The sequence below is a fragment of the Pseudomonas sp. KH_024_B2 genome, assembly GCF_057839965.1.
In genome coordinates this window covers 4,251,853-4,268,288 of the sequence record NZ_CM174502.1, presented here as the reverse complement: position 1 = coordinate 4,268,288, position 16,436 = coordinate 4,251,853, and the positions used below count along the sequence as shown (strand labels likewise).

Genomic DNA, 16,436 nt, shown 5'->3' with positions numbered 1-16,436 from the left:
GAGAGGGCTGGGCGCAGCTGCATTTATGAAACTTCAACTTCCAATGGGTCCTGAATCGACATGTCAAACCTGGACGTCCTGAGTCAGCGGCGAGCTTCAAGTCGCTTGCTGCAACCGACCGTCAAATCGCATCTGGCTTACACGCTGCTCTGCGCCTTGGTCATGATGGTGATGTTCTCCCTGCTGCGCGTGGCGCTGCTGGTTTATAACCGGGAGATGATCCTCGATACCCCGGCCTCGACCTTCCTCGAAGCCTTTGCCAACGGCCTGCGTTTTGACCTGCGTCTGGTGGTCTACCTCAGCGTCCCGCTGTTGCTGGCATTGTTCAGCGCCCGGGCCATGGCCGCCCGCGGGTTCTTCCGTTTCTGGCTGACCATCGCCTCCAGCATTGCGCTGTTCCTTGGCCTGATGGAGATGGACTTCTATCGCGAGTTTCACCAGCGCCTCAACGGGCTGGTCTTCCAGTACGTGAAGGAAGACCCGAAAACCGTGATGAGCATGCTCTGGTACGGCTTCCCGGTGGTTCGCTATCTGTTGGCCTGGGCCATCGGCACCTGGCTGTTGAGCCTGGCATTCAAGGGCGCCGACCGTGCGACCCGGCCTCGTGGCCCGTTCAGCGGTGGCAGCATCGGTACTCGCCAGATCGCCCCGTGGTACACCCGTATCGGTGTATTCGTGGTGTGCCTGCTGGTCTGCGTCGTGGCCGCCCGTGGCACCTTGCGTCAGGGCCCGCCGCTGCGTTGGGGCGACGTCTATACCACTGACTCGAACTTCGCCAACCAGTTGGGCCTCAATGGCTCGCTGCAGCTGATCGCTGCTGCCAAGAGCCGCATATCCGCACACCGCGACAACGTCTGGAAGGCTACCCTGCCTCAGCCTGAAGCCCAGAAGATCGTCCGCGAGATGCTGGTGATGGCGGATGACAAGCTGGTGGATGCCGATATCGCGGCCATACGCCGCGATTACACACCGCCGGCCGACAAGACCCTGCCGATCAAGAACGTCGTCGTGATCCTGATGGAAAGCATGGCCGGTCACTCGGTAGGTGCCTTGGGCGCCCCGGGCAATATCACGCCGTACCTCGACAAACTGTCGAAAGAAGGCCTGCTGTTCGACCGCTTCTTCTCCAACGGTACCCATACTCACCAGGGCATGTTTGCCACCATGGCCTGCTTCCCGAACCTGCCGGGCTTCGAATACCTGATGCAGACTCCGGAAGGCAGCCACAAGCTGTCTGGCCTGCCGCAATTGCTCAGTGCCCGTGACTTCGACGATGTGTATGTCTACAACGGCGACTTCGCCTGGGACAACCAGGCGGGTTTCTTCAGCAACCAGGGCATGACCAACTTCATCGGACGTAACGATTACGTCAACCCGGTGTTCTCCGATCCGACCTGGGGTGTGTCCGACCAGGACATGTTCGACCGTGGCCTGGTAGAGCTCAAAGCCCGTGAAGGCAAGAAGCCGTTCTATGCGCTGCTGCAGACCCTGTCCAACCACACGCCTTACGCGTTGCCGACGCCTTTGCCGGTCGAGCCCGTGACCGATCGTGGCAGCCTGAACGAACATTTGACCGCGATGCGCTACGCCGACTGGTCCTTGGGCCAGTTCTTTGAAAAGGCTCGTAAAGAGCCGTACTTCAAGGAGACCCTGTTTGTCATCGTTGGTGACCATGGTTTTGGTAACGAACGCCAGATCACCGAAATGGACTTGGGCCGCTTCAACGTACCGATGCTGATGATCGCTCCGGGCATCCAGGAAAAGTTCGGTCAACTCGATCACACTGTGGGCACTCAGATCGACATCGTACCGACCATCATGGGGCGGCTTGGCGGTGAAGTGCGCAATCAGTGCTGGGGCCGGGACCTGCTCAACCTGCCGCAAGGCGATAGCGGTTTTGGCGTGATCAAACCGTCGGGTAGCGATCAGACCACGGCCATCATCACTGCTGACCAGATCCTGGTTCTGCCCAGGGAAAAGGCCATGGCGCCGAAGGTGTACCAGTACCAACTGGGTGCCAATCCTCATGCTGAAATCGTTCCGGATGCACCGCGTACGGCCGAGCTGAAGCTGAAGCTGGAGTCCTTCCTGCAAACAGCGACCAAAAGTCTGCTGGATAACACGGCAGGTGTTATCGATGGCAAGCCGGACTAAACATCTGGCTCATTAAAAAGAGGCCCTTTCGCGGGCCTCTTTTTTTTTGGCAACGTTGTAGAACGTCATATCTTGCCAAGTAACAGCAGGATCAGCAGCACTACCAACACCACACCGATGATGCCGGACGGACCATAGCCCCAGCTGCTGGAGTGCGGGAAGACCGGCAGGCCACCTATCAGCAAGAGGATCAGAATAATGATAAGAATTGTGCCCATGTCGATTTCCTTTATTGGTAGGTTCCTGGAAAGACCGTAGCGCTTTAAAGGGTCAGCCCGGATGCGATAAACCCGAGCCGCTTATAATCTCCGACTCTGGGGAGCTGTGGCTAATTCCGGGGCTTTTTAATGTATTTTGATATTTGGCTTATTTCTTTTAATTCATCAAAAGTTTGTAAGTCAGACGCGATTCGGTGTCGTACAGCGCCGTGGTTTGCCTGAGGCATTCAGCATTCTGATGGTGCGTGGGTGTAGGAAAATCCTTCGCTACACTGCGGCTCATCTCTCAGAACAACAAGGCAACTTCCTATGCAAAATCGCATGATGATCACCGGCGCCGGGTCCGGCCTGGGTCGCGAAATCGCTCTGCGCTGGGCTCGCGAGGGTTGGCAGTTGGCCTTGTCGGATGTCAGCGAACCGGGTTTGCAAGAGACCCTGAAGCTGGTGCGCGAAGCCGGAGGCGACGGCTTTATCCAGCGTTGTGACGTACGCGACTACAGCCAGTTGACCGCGTTTGCCCAGGCCTGCGAAGTGAAGCTGGGCGGCATCGATGTGATCGTCAATAACGCCGGTGTGGCCTCGGGCGGCTTCTTCAGTGAACTGTCCCTCGAAGACTGGGACTGGCAGATCGCGATCAACTTGATGGGCGTGGTCAAGGGCTGCAAGGCTTTCTTGCCGCTGCTGGAAAAAAGCCAAGGCAAGATCATCAACATCGCGTCGATGGCGGCCTTGATGCAAGGCCCGGCGATGAGCAACTACAACGTGGCCAAGGCGGGCGTGGTGGCGTTGTCCGAGAGCTTGTTGATTGAACTGGCACACCAGAATATCGCTGTGCATGTGGTCTGCCCGTCATTCTTCCAGACCAACCTGCTGGATTCCTTCCGTGGCCCGACACCGGCCATGAAAGCCCAGGTCGGCAAGCTGCTGGAAAGCTCGCCAATCACCGCCAGCGAGATCGCCGACTATATCTACCAGCGTGTCGCCGAGGGTGAATTCATGATTCTGCCCCATGAACAGGGCCGCATGGCTTGGGCACTGAAGCAGAAGAACCCGCAACTGCTCTACAACGAAATGACCGTGATGGCCGACAAGATGCGCGCTAAAGCCAAACAAACCGCAGGCTGAACTTGCTCGTGGGCAGCAGCGTCGTTAGGGTTGCCCATTCCGGCAGCCTTGACGAGACCCTTGCATGCTCAACTATTTGTGGTTTCTTCTTGCGGCAGTGTTTGAAATCGCCGGTTGCTACGCGTTCTGGATGTGGTTGCGTCAGGGTAAGAGTGCCTGGTGGATTGCCCCTGGGCTGCTGAGCCTGACTCTCTTCGCGCTGCTGCTGACCAAGGTCGAAGCGACCTATGCTGGCCGCGCCTATGCGGCCTATGGCGGCATCTACATTATTGCGTCCATTGGCTGGCTCGGCATGGTCGAGCGGGTGCGTCCCTTGAGTTCGGACTGGCTCGGCATTGCCCTGTGCGTGATCGGTGCGAGCATCATTCTGTTTGGCCCACGTTTTACCAGCGTCTGAAGGGCGGTTTAAACGGCGGCGAAAACGAAGGCTTGAAAGAACTTTCTGACAGGCGCAATTGCATGTGGCGTAGGGTTTGACTGTTTTAGTGCCGGTGCATTGAAGGCAGTCGGCGCACCGGGCATCTTTAAAGCCCGGTAACCCTAAAGGACTAGTGCCATGCTCGTATTAAGCCGCGTTGTGGGCGAATTGATTTCCATCGGCGACAATGTCTGCGTACGCATACTCTCAGTGAGCGGAAACAATGTTCGCTTGGGCATCGAGGCGCCCAAAGAGGTCGAGGTACATCGGGCGGAAGTCTACGAACGCCGCCAGGCGCAAGCGGCGCAAATCGAACTCGGCTGACAGCGTCAATCAAACAGCTCTTTGGGCACATCGTGCTTGAGCATCAACTGGCATTGCTGGCTTTCAGGATCGAAGACAATCAGCGCCTGCCCCTTGGTCAACGCCTGGCGAACCCGCAGCACGCGGGTTTCCAACGGTGTTTCGTCGCCATTGTCGGTACCGTCTCGGGTCACGAAGTCTTCGATCAGGCGGGTCAGGGTGTCGACTTCAAGTTGGTCGTACGGAATCAGCATAAATACCTCGGTAAACAATCCCGGCGATGCTACTGGGCTTGGGGCTGCGGGGCTAGTCTATGGGGGGCAGTCCCCGATGTTCAGCGGTGTCAGTTCCTCCGCTATCGCGAGCAAGCTCGCTCCCACAATAGATCTGTGTCAGCCGCAAATCCGGCGGCTGAACTTGGTCCAGTGTGGGAGCGAGCTTGCTCGCGATAGCGATCTCCCAGACACATCAAATCTCTTGGCAGGGTGGTTAACCCTCCGACCGCTGCCCCACCAGGCTATCCACTGACGGCACGCGAGTATCGCTTTCCATTTGCGCATCATGTTCCAGCTGATGGCTGAAGCGGTCCAGTGAGCCTTTGGCCGGTTGTGCGTCGCTGGCAAATACCGGCGGGCTGAGGATGTAGGCACCGAGCAGGCGACTGAGTGCAGCGAGGCTGTCGATATGGGTGCGTTCATAGCCATGAGTGGCGTCGCAGCCGAAGGCGAGCAGGGCGGTGCGGATGTCGTGGCCGGCGGTGACTGCCGAGTGGGCGTCGCTGAAGTAATAGCGGAACAGATCGCGGCGCACCGGCAGTTCGTTTGCGCCGGCCAGCCGCAGCAGGTGTCGTGACAGGTGATAGTCGTAAGGCCCACCGGAATCCTGCATGGCCACGCTCACTGCGTGTTCGCTGGAGTGCTGGCCCGAGGCGACCGGGGCGATGTCGATGCCGACGAATTCGCTGACATCCCACGGCAAAGCGGCCGCCGCGCCGCTGCCGGTTTCTTCGGTGATGGTGAACAGCGGATGGCAGTCGATCATCAACGGCTCGCCGCTGTCGACAATCGCCTTGAGCGCTGCGAGTAACGCCGCCACACCGGCCTTGTCATCCAGGTGGCGGGCGCTGATGTGACCGCTTTCGGTGAACTCCGGCAGCGGGTCGAAGGCGACGAAGTCACCGATGCCAATGCCCAGCGAATCGCAATCGGCTCGGGTGGTGCAGTAGGCATCCAGGCGCAGTTCGATGTGATCCCAGCTGATGGGCATTTCGTCTATGGCCGTGTTGAACGCATGCCCGGACGCCATCAACGGCAACACGCTGCCGCGCACGACGCCGCTGTCGGTGAACAGGCTGACGCGACTGCCTTCGGCAAAACGGCTGGACCAGCAGCCGACCGGCGCCAGGGTCAGACGGCCGTTATCTTTTATCGCCCGCACGGCTGCGCCGATGGTGTCCAGGTGCGCCGACACGGCGCGATCCGGGCTGTTTTGCTGGCCTTTGAGGGTGGCGCGGAGGGTGCCGCGTCGGGTCAGCTCAAAAGGAATGCCCAGTTCTTCAAGACGCTCGGCGACGTAACGCACGATGGTGTCGGTGAACCCGGTCGGGCTGGGAATAGCGAGCATCTCCAGCAGGACTTTTTGCAGGTAGTTGAGATCCGGTTCGGGGATTTTTCTGGTCATGGAAACTCCTGATGAGAAGAGCGCATCGATGGTTTCGATGGGGGGAACAGGCTGGCTAATGCGTCCAGGCTATTGAATATCAGTGCCAGTCAGATCCATTCGCGGGCAAGTCGGATCGCCGCACCGCCGCTCCCACATGGAATGTGCCTAACCTGTGGGAGCGGGCTTGCCCGCGAAGACTTCTGCTCAAACAACACAAAAACCTCATACCGCCGGCTGACTATGGGGAAACAACAAATCCACAAAGCGCTCAGCGGTCGGTTGCGGCTCGTGATTGGCTAACCCTGCGCGTTCGTTGGCTTCGATAAACACGTAGTCCGGCTGATCGGCTGCGGACACCATCAGATCGAGTCCGACCATGGGGATGTCCAGCGCTCGGGCCGCTCGCACAGCGGCATCCACCAGGGTCGGATGCAGAATCGCCGTGACATCCTCCAGCGTACCGCCCGTGTGCAGATTCGCGGTGCGCCTCACGAACAAACGTTCGCCCGCCGGCAGGAGGCTGTCGTAGTCGTAACCGGCAGCGTGCAAGGTGCGTTGGGTTTCGTGGTCCAGCGGGATCTTGCTTTCACCGCTGGTAGCGGCCTGGCGCCGTCGACTCTGCGCTTCGATCAGTGCACCGATGGAGTGCTGGCCGTCACCGACCACCTGCGCCGGGCGGCGAATGGCGGCCGCCACCACCTCAAAACCGATCACCAGGATGCGCAAATCGAGGCCTTCGTGAAAGCTTTCCAGCAGCACGCGGCTGTCGAACTGGCGGGCGTTTTCAATGGCTTGCTGGACTTCCTCGATCGTCCGCAAATCCACAGCCACCCCTTGCCCCTGCTCACCATCCAGTGGTTTGACCACTACCCGCTGGTGCTCATCGAGAAAGGCCAGATTGTCGTCGGCATTGCCCGCCAATTGCTGCGACGGCAGATTCAAACCGGCCGTTTTCAGCACTTTATGGGTCAGGCTTTTGTCCTGGCACAGGCTCATGCTGATGGCGCTGGTCAGGTCGCTCAGGGACTCACGGCAGCGCACCCGCCGCCCACCATGGCTCAAGGTGAACATCCCGGCGTCGGCGTCATCGACCTGGACATCGATCCCGCGACGATGGGCCTCTTCGACGATGATTCGTGCATAGGGATTGAACTCCGCCTGCGGCCCCGGCCCGAGAAACAACGGCTGGTTGATACCGTTTTTGCGTTTGATGGCGAAGGTCGAGAGCGTGCGAAAACCCAGCTTGGCATAAAGACTTTTCGCCTGACTGTTGTCGTGCAAAACCGAAAGGTCGAGGTAACTCAGACCGCGGCTCATGAAGTGCTCGATCAGATGTCGTACCAGCACTTCACCGACACCCGGCCGCGTGCAATGCGGGTCGACCGCCAGGCACCAGAGGCTGCAGCCATTTTCCGGGTCGTGAAAAGCCTTCTGATGATTGAGGCCCATGACGCTACCGATGATCGAGCCGCTGTCCTCGTCTTCGGCGAGCCAGTACACCGGGCCACCTTCATGGCGCGGTGTCAGCAGCGCCGGGTCGATGGGCAGCATGCTGCGGGCCAGATACAGCTGATTGATTGCCTGCCAGTCCGCTTCGTTCTGCGCCCGGCGAATCCGAAAACCGCGAAACACCCGGGTAGCCGGACGGTAATCGCTGAACCACAGGCGCAAGGTGTCGGACGGGTCGAGAAACAACTGCGCCGGTTCCAGCCCCAGCACTTGCTGGGGCGCGGCAACGTACAAGGCGATGTCACGCTCGCCCGGTTGCTCATGGAGCAATTCCTCTGCAAGGCTAGCGGCATCTGGAAAGGTATGGCCGATCAGCAGCCGGCCCCAGCCGCAATGCACCGCGATGGGCTCGGGACCGGGTTCGCTGCCGTCTTCGGCGAAGCGTGCCTGCAGGCGCTCATAGGATGGCGACTGACCGCGCAGCAAGCGTTGGCTATAGGCCGTGGCGTGGGGCTTCATGGATCAGATTCCTTGTTCGCTGAGCCACAGGTTCAGCGCCGCCAATTGCCACAGTTTGGAACCGCGCAACGGGGTCAACTGGCCTTGTGGATCGGTCAGCAGGCGATCGAGCATGGCCGGGTTGAACAGGCCACGATCCTGGCTCGGATCGAGCAGCAGTTCGCGAACCCAATTCAGCGTGTCGCCCTGCAAATGCTTGAGGCCCGGCACCGGGAAGTAACCCTTCTTGCGGTCGATTACCTCGCTGGGGATCACCAGCCGCGCGGCTTCCTTGAGTACTTGCTTGCCGCCGTCCGGCAGTTTGAATTTGGCCGGGACGCGGGCCGACAACTCCACCAGGCGATAGTCGAGAAACGGCGTGCGTGCTTCCAGGCCCCAGGCCATGGTCATGTTGTCGACGCGTTTGACCGGGTCGTCCACCAGCATCACCGTGCTGTCCAGGCGCAACGCTTTATCCACAGGCGCATCGGCACCGGGGTGGGCGAAGTGTTCGCGGACGAAGTCGCCAGCGGCGTCATTGGCGGTCAGCCATTTCGGCTGCACGGTGGCGGCGTAGTCGTCGTAGCTGCGGTCGAAGAACGCATCGCGATAGGCCACGTACGGATCGCTCGCGCCGTCCACTTGCGGGTACCAGTGATAACCGGCGAACAGTTCGTCTGCGCCCTGGCCGCTCTGCACCACTTTGCAGTGCCTGGCCACTTCCCGCGACAGCAGGTAGAAGGCGATGCAGTCATGGCTGACCATCGGCTCGCTCATGGCGCGGAACGCCGCGGGCAGTTGCTCGATGATCTCTTTTTCTTCGATACGCAATTGGTGATGATGGGTGCCGTAGTGCTTGGCGATCAGGTCCGAGTACTGGAATTCGTCGCCGCGCTCGCCGCCGGCATCCTGAAAACCGATGGAGAAGGTCGACAGGTCTTCGACGCCGACCTCACGCAGCAGGCCGACCAACAGGCTTGAATCGACGCCGCCGGAGAGCAACACGCCGACGTCTACCGCCGCACGTTGACGAATGGCCACCGCTTCACGGGTGCTATCGAGCACGCGGTCGCGCCAGTCTTCCAGGGTCAGATTCGCTTCGTCGGCGCGAGGACCGTAGGGCAGAGTCCACCAGGTCTTTTGCTCGGTGTGGCCATTGGCATCGATGCGCATCCAGGTGGCTGGCGGCAGCTTTTCGATGCCCGCCAGCAAGGTGCGCGGCGCCGGTACCACGGCGTGGAAGTTCAGGTAGTGATTGAGCGCCACCGGGTCGAGGACCGGGTTGATATCGCCGCCCTTGAGCAGCGCCGGCAACGCCGAGGCAAACCGCAGGCGTTGGCCGGTGCGCGACAGGTATAGCGGCTTCACCCCGAGACGGTCGCGGGCGATGAACAGCCGCTCGTTGTCACGTTCCCAGATGGCGAAAGCGAACATGCCGTTGAGCTTGGGCAGCAAATCTTCGCCCCAGGCGTGGTAACCCTTGAGCAGCACTTCAGTGTCACCGCCGGAATAGAAGGCGTAACCGAGACTTTCAAGCTCGGTGCGCAGTTCCGGGAAGTTGTAGATCGCGCCGTTGAAGGCCAGGGACAAGCCCAGTTGACCGTCGACCATCGGCTGCGCTGAGCCGTCCGACAGGTCCATGATTTTCAGGCGCCGATGGCCCAGGGCAATCGGTCCCTGACTATGAAAGCCCCACGCGTCAGGACCGCGAGGCGCCAGGTGATGGGTGATCCGTTCCACCGCAGCCAGGTCGGCAGGTTGGTGATCGAAACGTAATTCTCCAGCTAATCCGCACATAAATTCCTTACCGGTTTTTCCGTTGGGGAGTGGTCAATCGTTACCGCGCCAAATGGCGGGTACCCTGAAACTGACCCGGCGGAATCGCTGGAGTTTTAGACCGATGGGTTATAAGCAGGTGGGGGCGGGGCCGGACGAGGTTTGAAGAGGCGCTTAATTGTGGCGAGGGGGCGCTGAACCCTGTGGGAGCGAGCTTGCTCGCGATGGACGTTAACGATAACGCGTGTTTTCTGAATAAACGCGTCGCCCTTGAGTCCATCGCGAGCAAGCTCGCTCCCACAATTGATCGCCGATTTCTGTTAATCAGGCCTTACCGCGAATCAACTGACGCAATGCAAAACGATTCGGATGACAGGCCTCGGCCACGCTTCGCGGCAGCGGCAATGGTTCATTGTCCAGCCAGGCGGCCAGTAATTCCCCCGACAGCGGGGCAGTGATCAAGCCGCGAGAGCCGTGGCCGCTGTTGACATACAGACCATCCAGCCATGGGCAACGGATGTCTGGCACTTGCCGGGCGTCCTTGCTCAGCGCGGCGTAGGTTTGGGCGAAGGCCTGGTAATCGGCCAACGGGCCGACGATGGGCAAATAATCGGGGCTGGTGCAGCGAAACGCCGCGCGGCCTTGAAGCTGTTCCGGGTCCAGTTGTTCGGCGTGCAAGCGGCTCACCAGATCGGTCGAGATTTCTTTGAGTAACTCCAGATTGCCCGCGTGCTCGACCGTGGTCGGGGTCAGGTCATCGCTCTTGAAGTCGAAGCTGGCGCCCAGGGTGTGTTCACCCAGGCGAGCCGGTGCGACATAACCTTCGGCGCAGACCACGGTGGCCAGGCTCGCGCTTTCCGGTGTTTGTGCCAGGCGGGTGATCTGCCCGCGAATACGTTTGAGCGGCAGTTCGGCGCTTGCCGGGAAGCGCTTGATCTCGGCGGCACCGGCCAGAATCACCACGGGTGCTGAAGCCAGCAACCTTGAGCCGCCCCAGACTTGCCATTGGTCATCGACCTTGCGCAGCTCCAGCGCATCGTGATGAGTCAGCACTTCAATCGCCGGATGCGCCGCTTGCCACTGACACAACGCAGGCGGATGAACCCAGCCACCTTCGGGGAAGAACAAACCGCCATGGGCCAGCGCGATCCCTGCCTGAGCCTGCGCTTGCGGCTGATCCAGCAGGTGCAACAGGCCCGGCGAAAAGGCTGCCGCAAGCTGCGCCTGGCGCTCGGCTTCCTTGGCGTTGAACGCCAATTGCAGCACCCCGCAACCGTCCCAGTCGACTCCGCGCTGTAGATGTTCGAGCAAGCGTCGGGTATGCCCGAAACCACTGACGATCAACTGTGACAACGCCGTGCCATGGGCCGACAGCTTGAGGTAGAGCACCCCTTGCGGATTGCCCGAGGCTTCCTGAGCCAGCTCGCCATGGCGCTCCAGCAGACTGACCTGCCAACCGCGTGCGGCAAGGCTTGCGGCGCTGGCGCAACCGGCCAGCCCGCCGCCGATCACCAGTGCTCGACGTTCGCTAATGCGCTGATCAGGCCGGGCGAACCATGGCTTGTTCGCGACAGGTTGAGGTACGTCTTCAGGCCAGCCAAGGAATTCGCCGCGCAGGATTTCCCATTTATGGCCGATCCCCGGCGTGCGGCGCATCTTGAAGCCCGCCGCATTGAGCAGGCGTCGCACCCAGCCGGTGCTGGTAAAGGTGCTGATGGTCGAACCGGGGGCCGCCAGGCGGGCCAACTCGGCAAACAGTTCGGGTGTCCACATCTGCGGGTTTTTCGCCGGGGCGAAGCCATCGAGAAACCAGGCATCGATCTGCGCATCCAATTGCGGCAGTTGCTCCAGCACGTCGCCGATCAGCAAGGTCAACGTCACTCTTCCGCCATCGAGCACCAGGCGCTGGAAGCCCTGATGGAGAGCGACATATTGCGCCAGAAGCTGATCGGCAAACGGCTTGAGCTCAGGCCAAAGGGCGAGGGCGCGTTGCAGGTCGGGGTGGTTCAGCGGGTATTTCTCCACGCTGACGAAATGCAGCCGCGCACCGGCCACAGCCTGTTGCTCGAATAACTGCCAGGCGCAGAGAAAATTCAGCCCGGTGCCGAAACCGGTTTCGCCGATGACCAGTCGCCCATCCGCCGGTAACGCGGCAAAGCGCTCGCTCAAGCGGTTCTGCTCGATGAACACGTAGCGGGTTTCTTCAAGGCCCGACTGGTCGGAGAAATACACGTCGTCAAACACCCGCGAGCGCGGACGACCGTGGTCATCCCAGTCAATCTGGGCATGGGGTAATTGAGTGATCATGTTCGGCTCGGCAACGGCAAGGCGGCCATTCTAGCTGATCGCTGTCTGTGGGATTGATTCATGGCAAGGTTGGGTGTGGGTCTATCAAGGCCTCGGGGATTTCTTCCTACACACCATTGCCCAATCCGCTAGTCTTGCTCAATCCAGGAAGGGGAGCCGCCCATGTTCGAATCCGCTGAAATCGGTCACGCCATCGATAAAGAAACCTTTGAGGCCGAGGAGCCGGCCCTGCGTGAAGCCTTGCTCGAAGCGCAGTTCGAACTGAAGCAGCAACGACGTTTTCCGGTCATCGTGTTGATCAATGGAATCGAAGGCGCCGGCAAGGGCGAGACCGTCAAGTTGCTCAACGAATGGATGGACCCGCGGCTGATCGAGGTCCGCACTTTCGATCAGCAGACCGATGAAGAATTGGCCCGTCCGCCGGCCTGGCGCTATTGGCGGATGCTGCCGGCCAAGGGCCGGATGGGGGTTTTCTTCGGCAACTGGTACAGCCAGATGCTGCAGGGGCGGGTTCACGGGTTGTTCAAGGATGCCGTGCTGGATCAGTCGATCAGCGCTGCCGAGCGTCTGGAAGAGATGCTCTGCGATGAAGGTGCGCTGATCTTCAAATTCTGGTTTCACCTGTCGAAGAAGCAGATGAAAAACCGCCTCAAGGTCTTGCAGGATGACCCGCTGCACAGCTGGCGCATCAGCCCGCTGGACTGGCAGCAATCGCAAACCTACGACAAGTTTGTGCAATATGGTGAACGGGTGCTGCGTCGCACCAGTCGCGACTATGCGCCCTGGCATGTGATCGAAGGCGTTGATCCGCATTACCGCAGCCTGGCAGTAGGCAAGATTTTACTCGAAGGGCTGCAAAACGCCCTGAACCGACCCAAGGTCAAACCCGACTCGGTGCATGCCGCACCGCTGCTCTCAAGTGTCGATCAACTGAGCCTGATCGGCAGTCTGGACATGACCCCGCGCCTGGATAAAGACGACTACGAGAAGCAACTGATCGTCGAGCAGGCACGGTTCTCCGGCCTGATGCGCGACAAACGCATGCGCAGGCACGCGCTGATCGCGGTGTTCGAGGGTAATGACGCAGCCGGCAAGGGCGGGGCGATCCGGCGGGTGGCGGCGGCCCTCGATCCACGGCAATACAGCATCGTGCCGATCGCTGCACCGACTGAAGAAGAACGCGCTCACCCGTACCTCTGGCGGTTCTGGCGGCATATTCCGGCGCGGGGCAAATTCACCGTGTTCGACCGCTCCTGGTATGGCCGGGTACTGGTGGAGCGGATCGAAGGCTTTTGCAGTCGGGCCGACTGGATGCGCGCTTACGCCGAGATCAACGACTTCGAGGAGCAGATCAGCGATGCCGGCGTGATCGTAGTGAAGTTCTGGCTGGCCATCGACAAGCAAACCCAGCTGGAGCGCTTCCAGGAGCGCGAAGCCATTCCCTTCAAACGTTTCAAGATCACCGAGGATGACTGGCGCAACCGCGACAAGTGGGATGACTATCGCGCGGCCGTCGACGACATGGTCGACCGTACCAGTACCGAAATTTCACTCTGGACACTGGTGGAAGCCAACGACAAGCGCTGGGCCCGGGTCAAGGTCTTGCGCACCATCAATCGGGCGCTGGAGGAGGCCTTCGACAAGTCCGGCAAGAGGACGAAAAAGAACAAGCACTGAGCCGATGGTTGCGCATACGCGGGGTGAATGATTGTCGCGGTCGGTAATAGGGTGGATTTATGCTCGATCCACTTCTAACCGACAACAACAATGAGGTATGCCATGCGTGAAGTGGTGATCGTCGATAGCGTGCGGACTGGCTTGGCCAAATCCTTTCGCGGCAAGTTCAACCAGACCCGTCCGGATGACATGGCTGCCCATTGCGTGAATGCGTTGCTGACCCGCAACGGCATCGACCCGGCCAGCGTCGAGGATTGCATTGTCGGCGCCGGTTCCAACGAAGCCGCCCAGGGTTACAACATCGGCCGTAATGTCGCGGTGTTGTCGAAACTGGGCACCGGCACTGCCGGCATGACCCTCAACCGTTTTTGCTCCTCGGGTTTGCAGGCGATTGCCATTGCCGCCAACCAGATCGCTTCCGGTTGCAGCGACATCATCATCGCCGGTGGCGTCGAGTCCATCAGCCTGACCATGAAAAGCGTCAACACCGACAACCTGATCAACCCGCTGCTCAAGGAACAGGTGCCGGGCATTTACTTCCCCATGGGCCAGACCGCTGAAATAGTCGCCCGCCGCTATGACGTGCGCCGCGAAGAGCAGGACCTGTACGCCCTGCAAAGTCAGCAGCGCACCGCCCAGGCCCAGGCCGCCGGGTTGTTCGACGATGAAATCGTGCCGATGGCGGTGAAATACACAGTCGAAGACAAAACCACTGGCCAGGTGCAGATCGTCGAAGGCGTCGTTGACCGTGACGACTGCAACCGCCCGGACACCACGTTGCAAAGCCTGGCCGGGTTGAAACCGGTGTTCGCCGAAGACGGTTCGGTGACCGCGGGCAACTCCTCGCAGCTGTCCGACGGCGCGTCGATGACCCTGGTGATGAGCCTGGAAAAAGCCCTGGAACTGGGGCTCAAGCCTCGTGCGTTCTTCCGTGGTTTTACCGTCGCCGGGTGCGAGCCGGACGAGATGGGCATCGGCCCGGTGTTTTCGGTGCCCAAATTACTCAAGGCCAAGGGCTTGCACGTGGCCGATATCGACCTCTGGGAACTCAACGAAGCCTTCGCCTCGCAGTGCCTGTACAGCCGCATCCGGCTGGAGATCGATAACGATAAATACAACGTCAACGGCGGCTCGATCTCCATCGGTCACCCGTTCGGCATGACCGGCTCGCGTCAGGTCGGGCACCTGGTGCGCGAACTGCAACGGCGCAACCTGCGTTACGGCGTCGTGACCATGTGCGTGGGCGGCGGGATGGGGGCTACGGGGTTGTTTGAGGCGGTGCGTTAAGCCACAAGGGTTGATGTCGCTCTCCTAATCGCCATCGCGAGCAAGCTCGCTCCCACACTGGATTTGTGTCAGCCCGCGATGGTGTGATCGGCGCAGATCAAATGTGGGAGCGAGCTTGCTCGCGATGGGCGCGCCGCGGTCATCAGCCCGTACGCAGCGATTGCATGCGCTCGATATAAGCCTGAATCTCTCGTTCGGCATCATCCTGGTGGTAGAACGGGCCTTCCAGGGTGTTTTCCCGGGTGCAGAAATACAATCTCCCGTTCACCCGACAGACCCGTCCACTGCGAAAGTGAGTGGCGGGGGCCGGGTCTTGCGCACGCATGCCGAACATGACTGTCTCCTCTCAGGACCTGGATCCATACTCAAATCAGCTTATGTCTGAACCACCTGCAGCGCCTGGCCATCTGATCAGTGGCATATCGCCAATTTTACGTTGCGACCAGCACAGTCTCATTAGCGGCCGATTCCAAACTGTACCTGTGTAGCGCAACGGTGCAGGCCTAGAATGGTTTTCTCACCGTCTGGTTTTGGGGTTTTCATGCACATTTCGTCCGGTCGCTGGGTTTATGGATTGTTCCTCGCCTTGCTGACCGCGTTGCTGTGGGGGATCTTGCCGATCAAACTCAAGCAAGTACTGTTGGTGATGGACCCGGTCACGGTGACCTGGTATCGACTCATAGTGTCCGGTGGCTTGCTGTTCATTTATCTGGCGGCGGTCAAGCGTTTGCCTGGCTGGCGAGAGCTCGGCCCGAAGGGTGGCTGGCTGGTGTTGATGGCGGTCCTCGGGCTGGTCGGCAACTACGTGCTGTACCTGATGGGCCTGAATCTGCTCAGCTCGGGCACCGCGCAGTTGGTGGTACAGATAGGGCCGGTCCTGCTGCTGATCGCCAGTCTGTTTGTGTTCAAGGAGAGGTTCAGTCTGGGGCAGGGGATTGGCTTGCTGGTGCTGTTGATCGGCTTCGGGCTGTTTTTCAATCAGCGGTTGACTGAACTGCTGACCTCCCTCAGCGATTACACCGCTGGGGTCTTGCTGGTGCTGGCGGCGTCGACGGTCTGGACCTTTTATGCCCTGGGCCAGAAGCAGTTGCTCACGGTGTGGAATTCGCTGCAGGTGATGATGGTGATCTACCTGTTTTGCGCGCTGCTGCTGACGCCTTGGGTGCATCCGCTGGAGGCGCTGCAACTGAGTCCGCTGCAAGGCTGGCTGTTGCTCGGTTGCTGCTTGAATACCCTGATTGCCTACGGTGCGTTTGCCGAAGCGCTGGCGCATTGGGAGGCTTCGAGGGTCAGTGCGACGCTGGCGATCACGCCGTTGGTGACCTTCGCTGCGGTGGCACTGGCTGCCTGGATTTGGCCTGAGTACGTGCAAGCCGAGCAGATCAATGGCCTGGGTTATGGCGGCGCAGTGCTGGTGGTGCTCGGCTCGGCACTGGTCGCCCTCGGGCCATCATTGATGGCCGGGTTAAAGGCCCGGCGGATGCGGATGACGGCGGGGTAGGGGATACACGCACAACCCCTGTGGCGAGGGAGCTTGCTCCCGCTGGGGCGCGCAGCGGCCC

The 16,436-nt window shown here is 60.3% G+C and carries 14 protein-coding genes; 7 read left to right on the top strand and 7 right to left on the bottom strand.

Going from position 1 to position 16,436, the window contains the following annotated elements:
• Positions 1-60 precede the first annotated feature (60 nt).
• Positions 61-2,154 (top strand): LTA synthase family protein, encoded by a 2,094-nt coding sequence (locus tag AC3I0A_RS19775; protein WP_489374013.1) that lies wholly within the window; start codon positions 61-63, stop codon positions 2,152-2,154.
• Between the two features lie 65 nt (positions 2,155-2,219).
• Here the strand turns inward: AC3I0A_RS19775 and AC3I0A_RS19770 are convergent, their stop codons facing one another.
• Entirely contained in the window at positions 2,220-2,378 is a 159-nt protein-coding gene (locus AC3I0A_RS19770; RefSeq protein ID WP_489378556.1) for a DUF3309 family protein, read from the bottom strand.
• A gap of 303 nt (positions 2,379-2,681) precedes the next feature.
• Here AC3I0A_RS19770 and AC3I0A_RS19765 point away from each other — a divergent pair, with 303 nt between their 5' ends.
• The 3 genes from AC3I0A_RS19765 to csrA all read left to right on the top strand — a co-directional run bounded on the left by AC3I0A_RS19765 (position 2,682) and on the right by csrA (position 4,239).
• On the top strand, positions 2,682-3,497 hold the full coding sequence (locus AC3I0A_RS19765) for an SDR family oxidoreductase (RefSeq protein ID WP_489374012.1): 816 nt from the start codon (positions 2,682-2,684) through the stop codon (positions 3,495-3,497).
• 64 nt (positions 3,498-3,561) lie between these two features.
• The gene (locus AC3I0A_RS19760) at positions 3,562-3,894 is read left to right on the top strand and encodes a YnfA family protein (protein ID WP_489374010.1); all 333 of its coding nucleotides are present in this window, start codon (positions 3,562-3,564) and stop codon (positions 3,892-3,894) included.
• Between the two features lie 159 nt (positions 3,895-4,053).
• On the top strand, positions 4,054-4,239 hold the full coding sequence (gene csrA / locus AC3I0A_RS19755) for a carbon storage regulator CsrA (RefSeq protein ID WP_489374008.1): 186 nt from the start codon (positions 4,054-4,056) through the stop codon (positions 4,237-4,239).
• A 5-nt stretch (positions 4,240-4,244) separates the two neighbouring features.
• Here the strand turns inward: csrA and AC3I0A_RS19750 are convergent, their stop codons facing one another.
• The 5 genes from AC3I0A_RS19750 to mnmC all read right to left on the bottom strand — a co-directional run bounded on the left by AC3I0A_RS19750 (position 4,245) and on the right by mnmC (position 11,910).
• Complete coding sequence (locus tag AC3I0A_RS19750) at positions 4,245-4,472, bottom strand: YheU family protein (protein WP_150807080.1); 228 nt, start codon at positions 4,470-4,472, stop codon at positions 4,245-4,247.
• Positions 4,473-4,707: 235 nt separating this feature from the next.
• A complete protein-coding gene (locus AC3I0A_RS19745; RefSeq protein WP_489374006.1) occupies positions 4,708-5,898 on the bottom strand; it encodes an osmoprotectant NAGGN system M42 family peptidase in 1,191 nt (396 codons plus the stop codon).
• A gap of 204 nt (positions 5,899-6,102) precedes the next feature.
• Positions 6,103-7,848 carry an N-acetylglutaminylglutamine synthetase gene (gene ngg, locus AC3I0A_RS19740; RefSeq protein ID WP_489374004.1) on the bottom strand — a complete coding sequence of 582 codons (1,746 nt, stop codon included), beginning with the start codon at positions 7,846-7,848 and terminating at the stop codon, positions 6,103-6,105.
• Positions 7,849-7,851: 3 nt separating this feature from the next.
• Complete coding sequence (locus AC3I0A_RS19735; RefSeq protein ID WP_489374002.1) at positions 7,852-9,624, bottom strand: N-acetylglutaminylglutamine amidotransferase; 1,773 nt, start codon at positions 9,622-9,624, stop codon at positions 7,852-7,854.
• Positions 9,625-9,927: 303 nt separating this feature from the next.
• Positions 9,928-11,910: a bifunctional tRNA (5-methylaminomethyl-2-thiouridine)(34)-methyltransferase MnmC2/FAD-dependent 5-carboxymethylaminomethyl-2-thiouridine(34) oxidoreductase MnmC1 gene (mnmC, locus tag AC3I0A_RS19730; RefSeq protein WP_489374000.1), complete on the bottom strand. Its 1,983-nt coding sequence runs from the start codon at positions 11,908-11,910 to the stop codon at positions 9,928-9,930.
• 162 nt (positions 11,911-12,072) lie between these two features.
• Between mnmC and pap the strand changes: the two genes are divergently transcribed.
• On the top strand, positions 12,073-13,587 hold the full coding sequence (gene pap / locus AC3I0A_RS19725) for a polyphosphate:AMP phosphotransferase (RefSeq protein WP_489373998.1): 1,515 nt from the start codon (positions 12,073-12,075) through the stop codon (positions 13,585-13,587).
• Positions 13,588-13,689: 102 nt separating this feature from the next.
• Positions 13,690-14,874 carry a thiolase family protein gene (locus AC3I0A_RS19720; protein ID WP_489373996.1) on the top strand — a complete coding sequence of 395 codons (1,185 nt, stop codon included), beginning with the start codon at positions 13,690-13,692 and terminating at the stop codon, positions 14,872-14,874.
• Positions 14,875-15,016: 142 nt separating this feature from the next.
• Here AC3I0A_RS19720 and AC3I0A_RS19715 read toward each other — a convergent pair whose 3' ends face one another.
• The gene (locus tag AC3I0A_RS19715; protein WP_489373994.1) at positions 15,017-15,208 is read right to left on the bottom strand and encodes a DUF6316 family protein; all 192 of its coding nucleotides are present in this window, start codon (positions 15,206-15,208) and stop codon (positions 15,017-15,019) included.
• A gap of 207 nt (positions 15,209-15,415) precedes the next feature.
• On the opposite strand from AC3I0A_RS19715, the gene AC3I0A_RS19710 reads away from it, so the two are divergent.
• Positions 15,416-16,375, top strand: a complete 960-nt coding sequence (locus tag AC3I0A_RS19710; RefSeq protein WP_489373993.1) for a DMT family transporter — start codon at positions 15,416-15,418, stop codon at positions 16,373-16,375.
• The last annotated feature ends 61 nt before the right edge of the window (positions 16,376-16,436 follow it).

Bases quoted from the DNA above. Each gene is read 5' to 3' on its own strand.
- AC3I0A_RS19775 (WP_489374013.1), top strand. From the start codon at position 61: ATGTCAAACCTGGACGTCCTGAGTCAGCGGCGAGCTTCAAGTCGCTTG.
- AC3I0A_RS19765 (WP_489374012.1), top strand. From the start codon at position 2,682: ATGCAAAATCGCATGATGATCACCGGCGCCGGGTCCGGCCTGGGTCGC.
- AC3I0A_RS19760 (WP_489374010.1), top strand. From the start codon at position 3,562: ATGCTCAACTATTTGTGGTTTCTTCTTGCGGCAGTGTTTGAAATCGCC.
- csrA (WP_489374008.1), top strand. From the start codon at position 4,054: ATGCTCGTATTAAGCCGCGTTGTGGGCGAATTGATTTCCATCGGCGAC.
- AC3I0A_RS19750 (WP_150807080.1), bottom strand. From the start codon at position 4,472: ATGCTGATTCCGTACGACCAACTTGAAGTCGACACCCTGACCCGCCTG.
- AC3I0A_RS19745 (WP_489374006.1), bottom strand. From the start codon at position 5,898: ATGACCAGAAAAATCCCCGAACCGGATCTCAACTACCTGCAAAAAGTC.
- ngg (WP_489374004.1), bottom strand. From the start codon at position 7,848: ATGAAGCCCCACGCCACGGCCTATAGCCAACGCTTGCTGCGCGGTCAG.
- AC3I0A_RS19735 (WP_489374002.1), bottom strand. From the start codon at position 9,624: ATGTGCGGATTAGCTGGAGAATTACGTTTCGATCACCAACCTGCCGAC.
- mnmC (WP_489374000.1), bottom strand. From the start codon at position 11,910: ATGATCACTCAATTACCCCATGCCCAGATTGACTGGGATGACCACGGT.
- pap (WP_489373998.1), top strand. From the start codon at position 12,073: ATGTTCGAATCCGCTGAAATCGGTCACGCCATCGATAAAGAAACCTTT.
- AC3I0A_RS19720 (WP_489373996.1), top strand. From the start codon at position 13,690: ATGCGTGAAGTGGTGATCGTCGATAGCGTGCGGACTGGCTTGGCCAAA.
- AC3I0A_RS19715 (WP_489373994.1), bottom strand. From the start codon at position 15,208: ATGTTCGGCATGCGTGCGCAAGACCCGGCCCCCGCCACTCACTTTCGC.
- AC3I0A_RS19710 (WP_489373993.1), top strand. From the start codon at position 15,416: ATGCACATTTCGTCCGGTCGCTGGGTTTATGGATTGTTCCTCGCCTTG.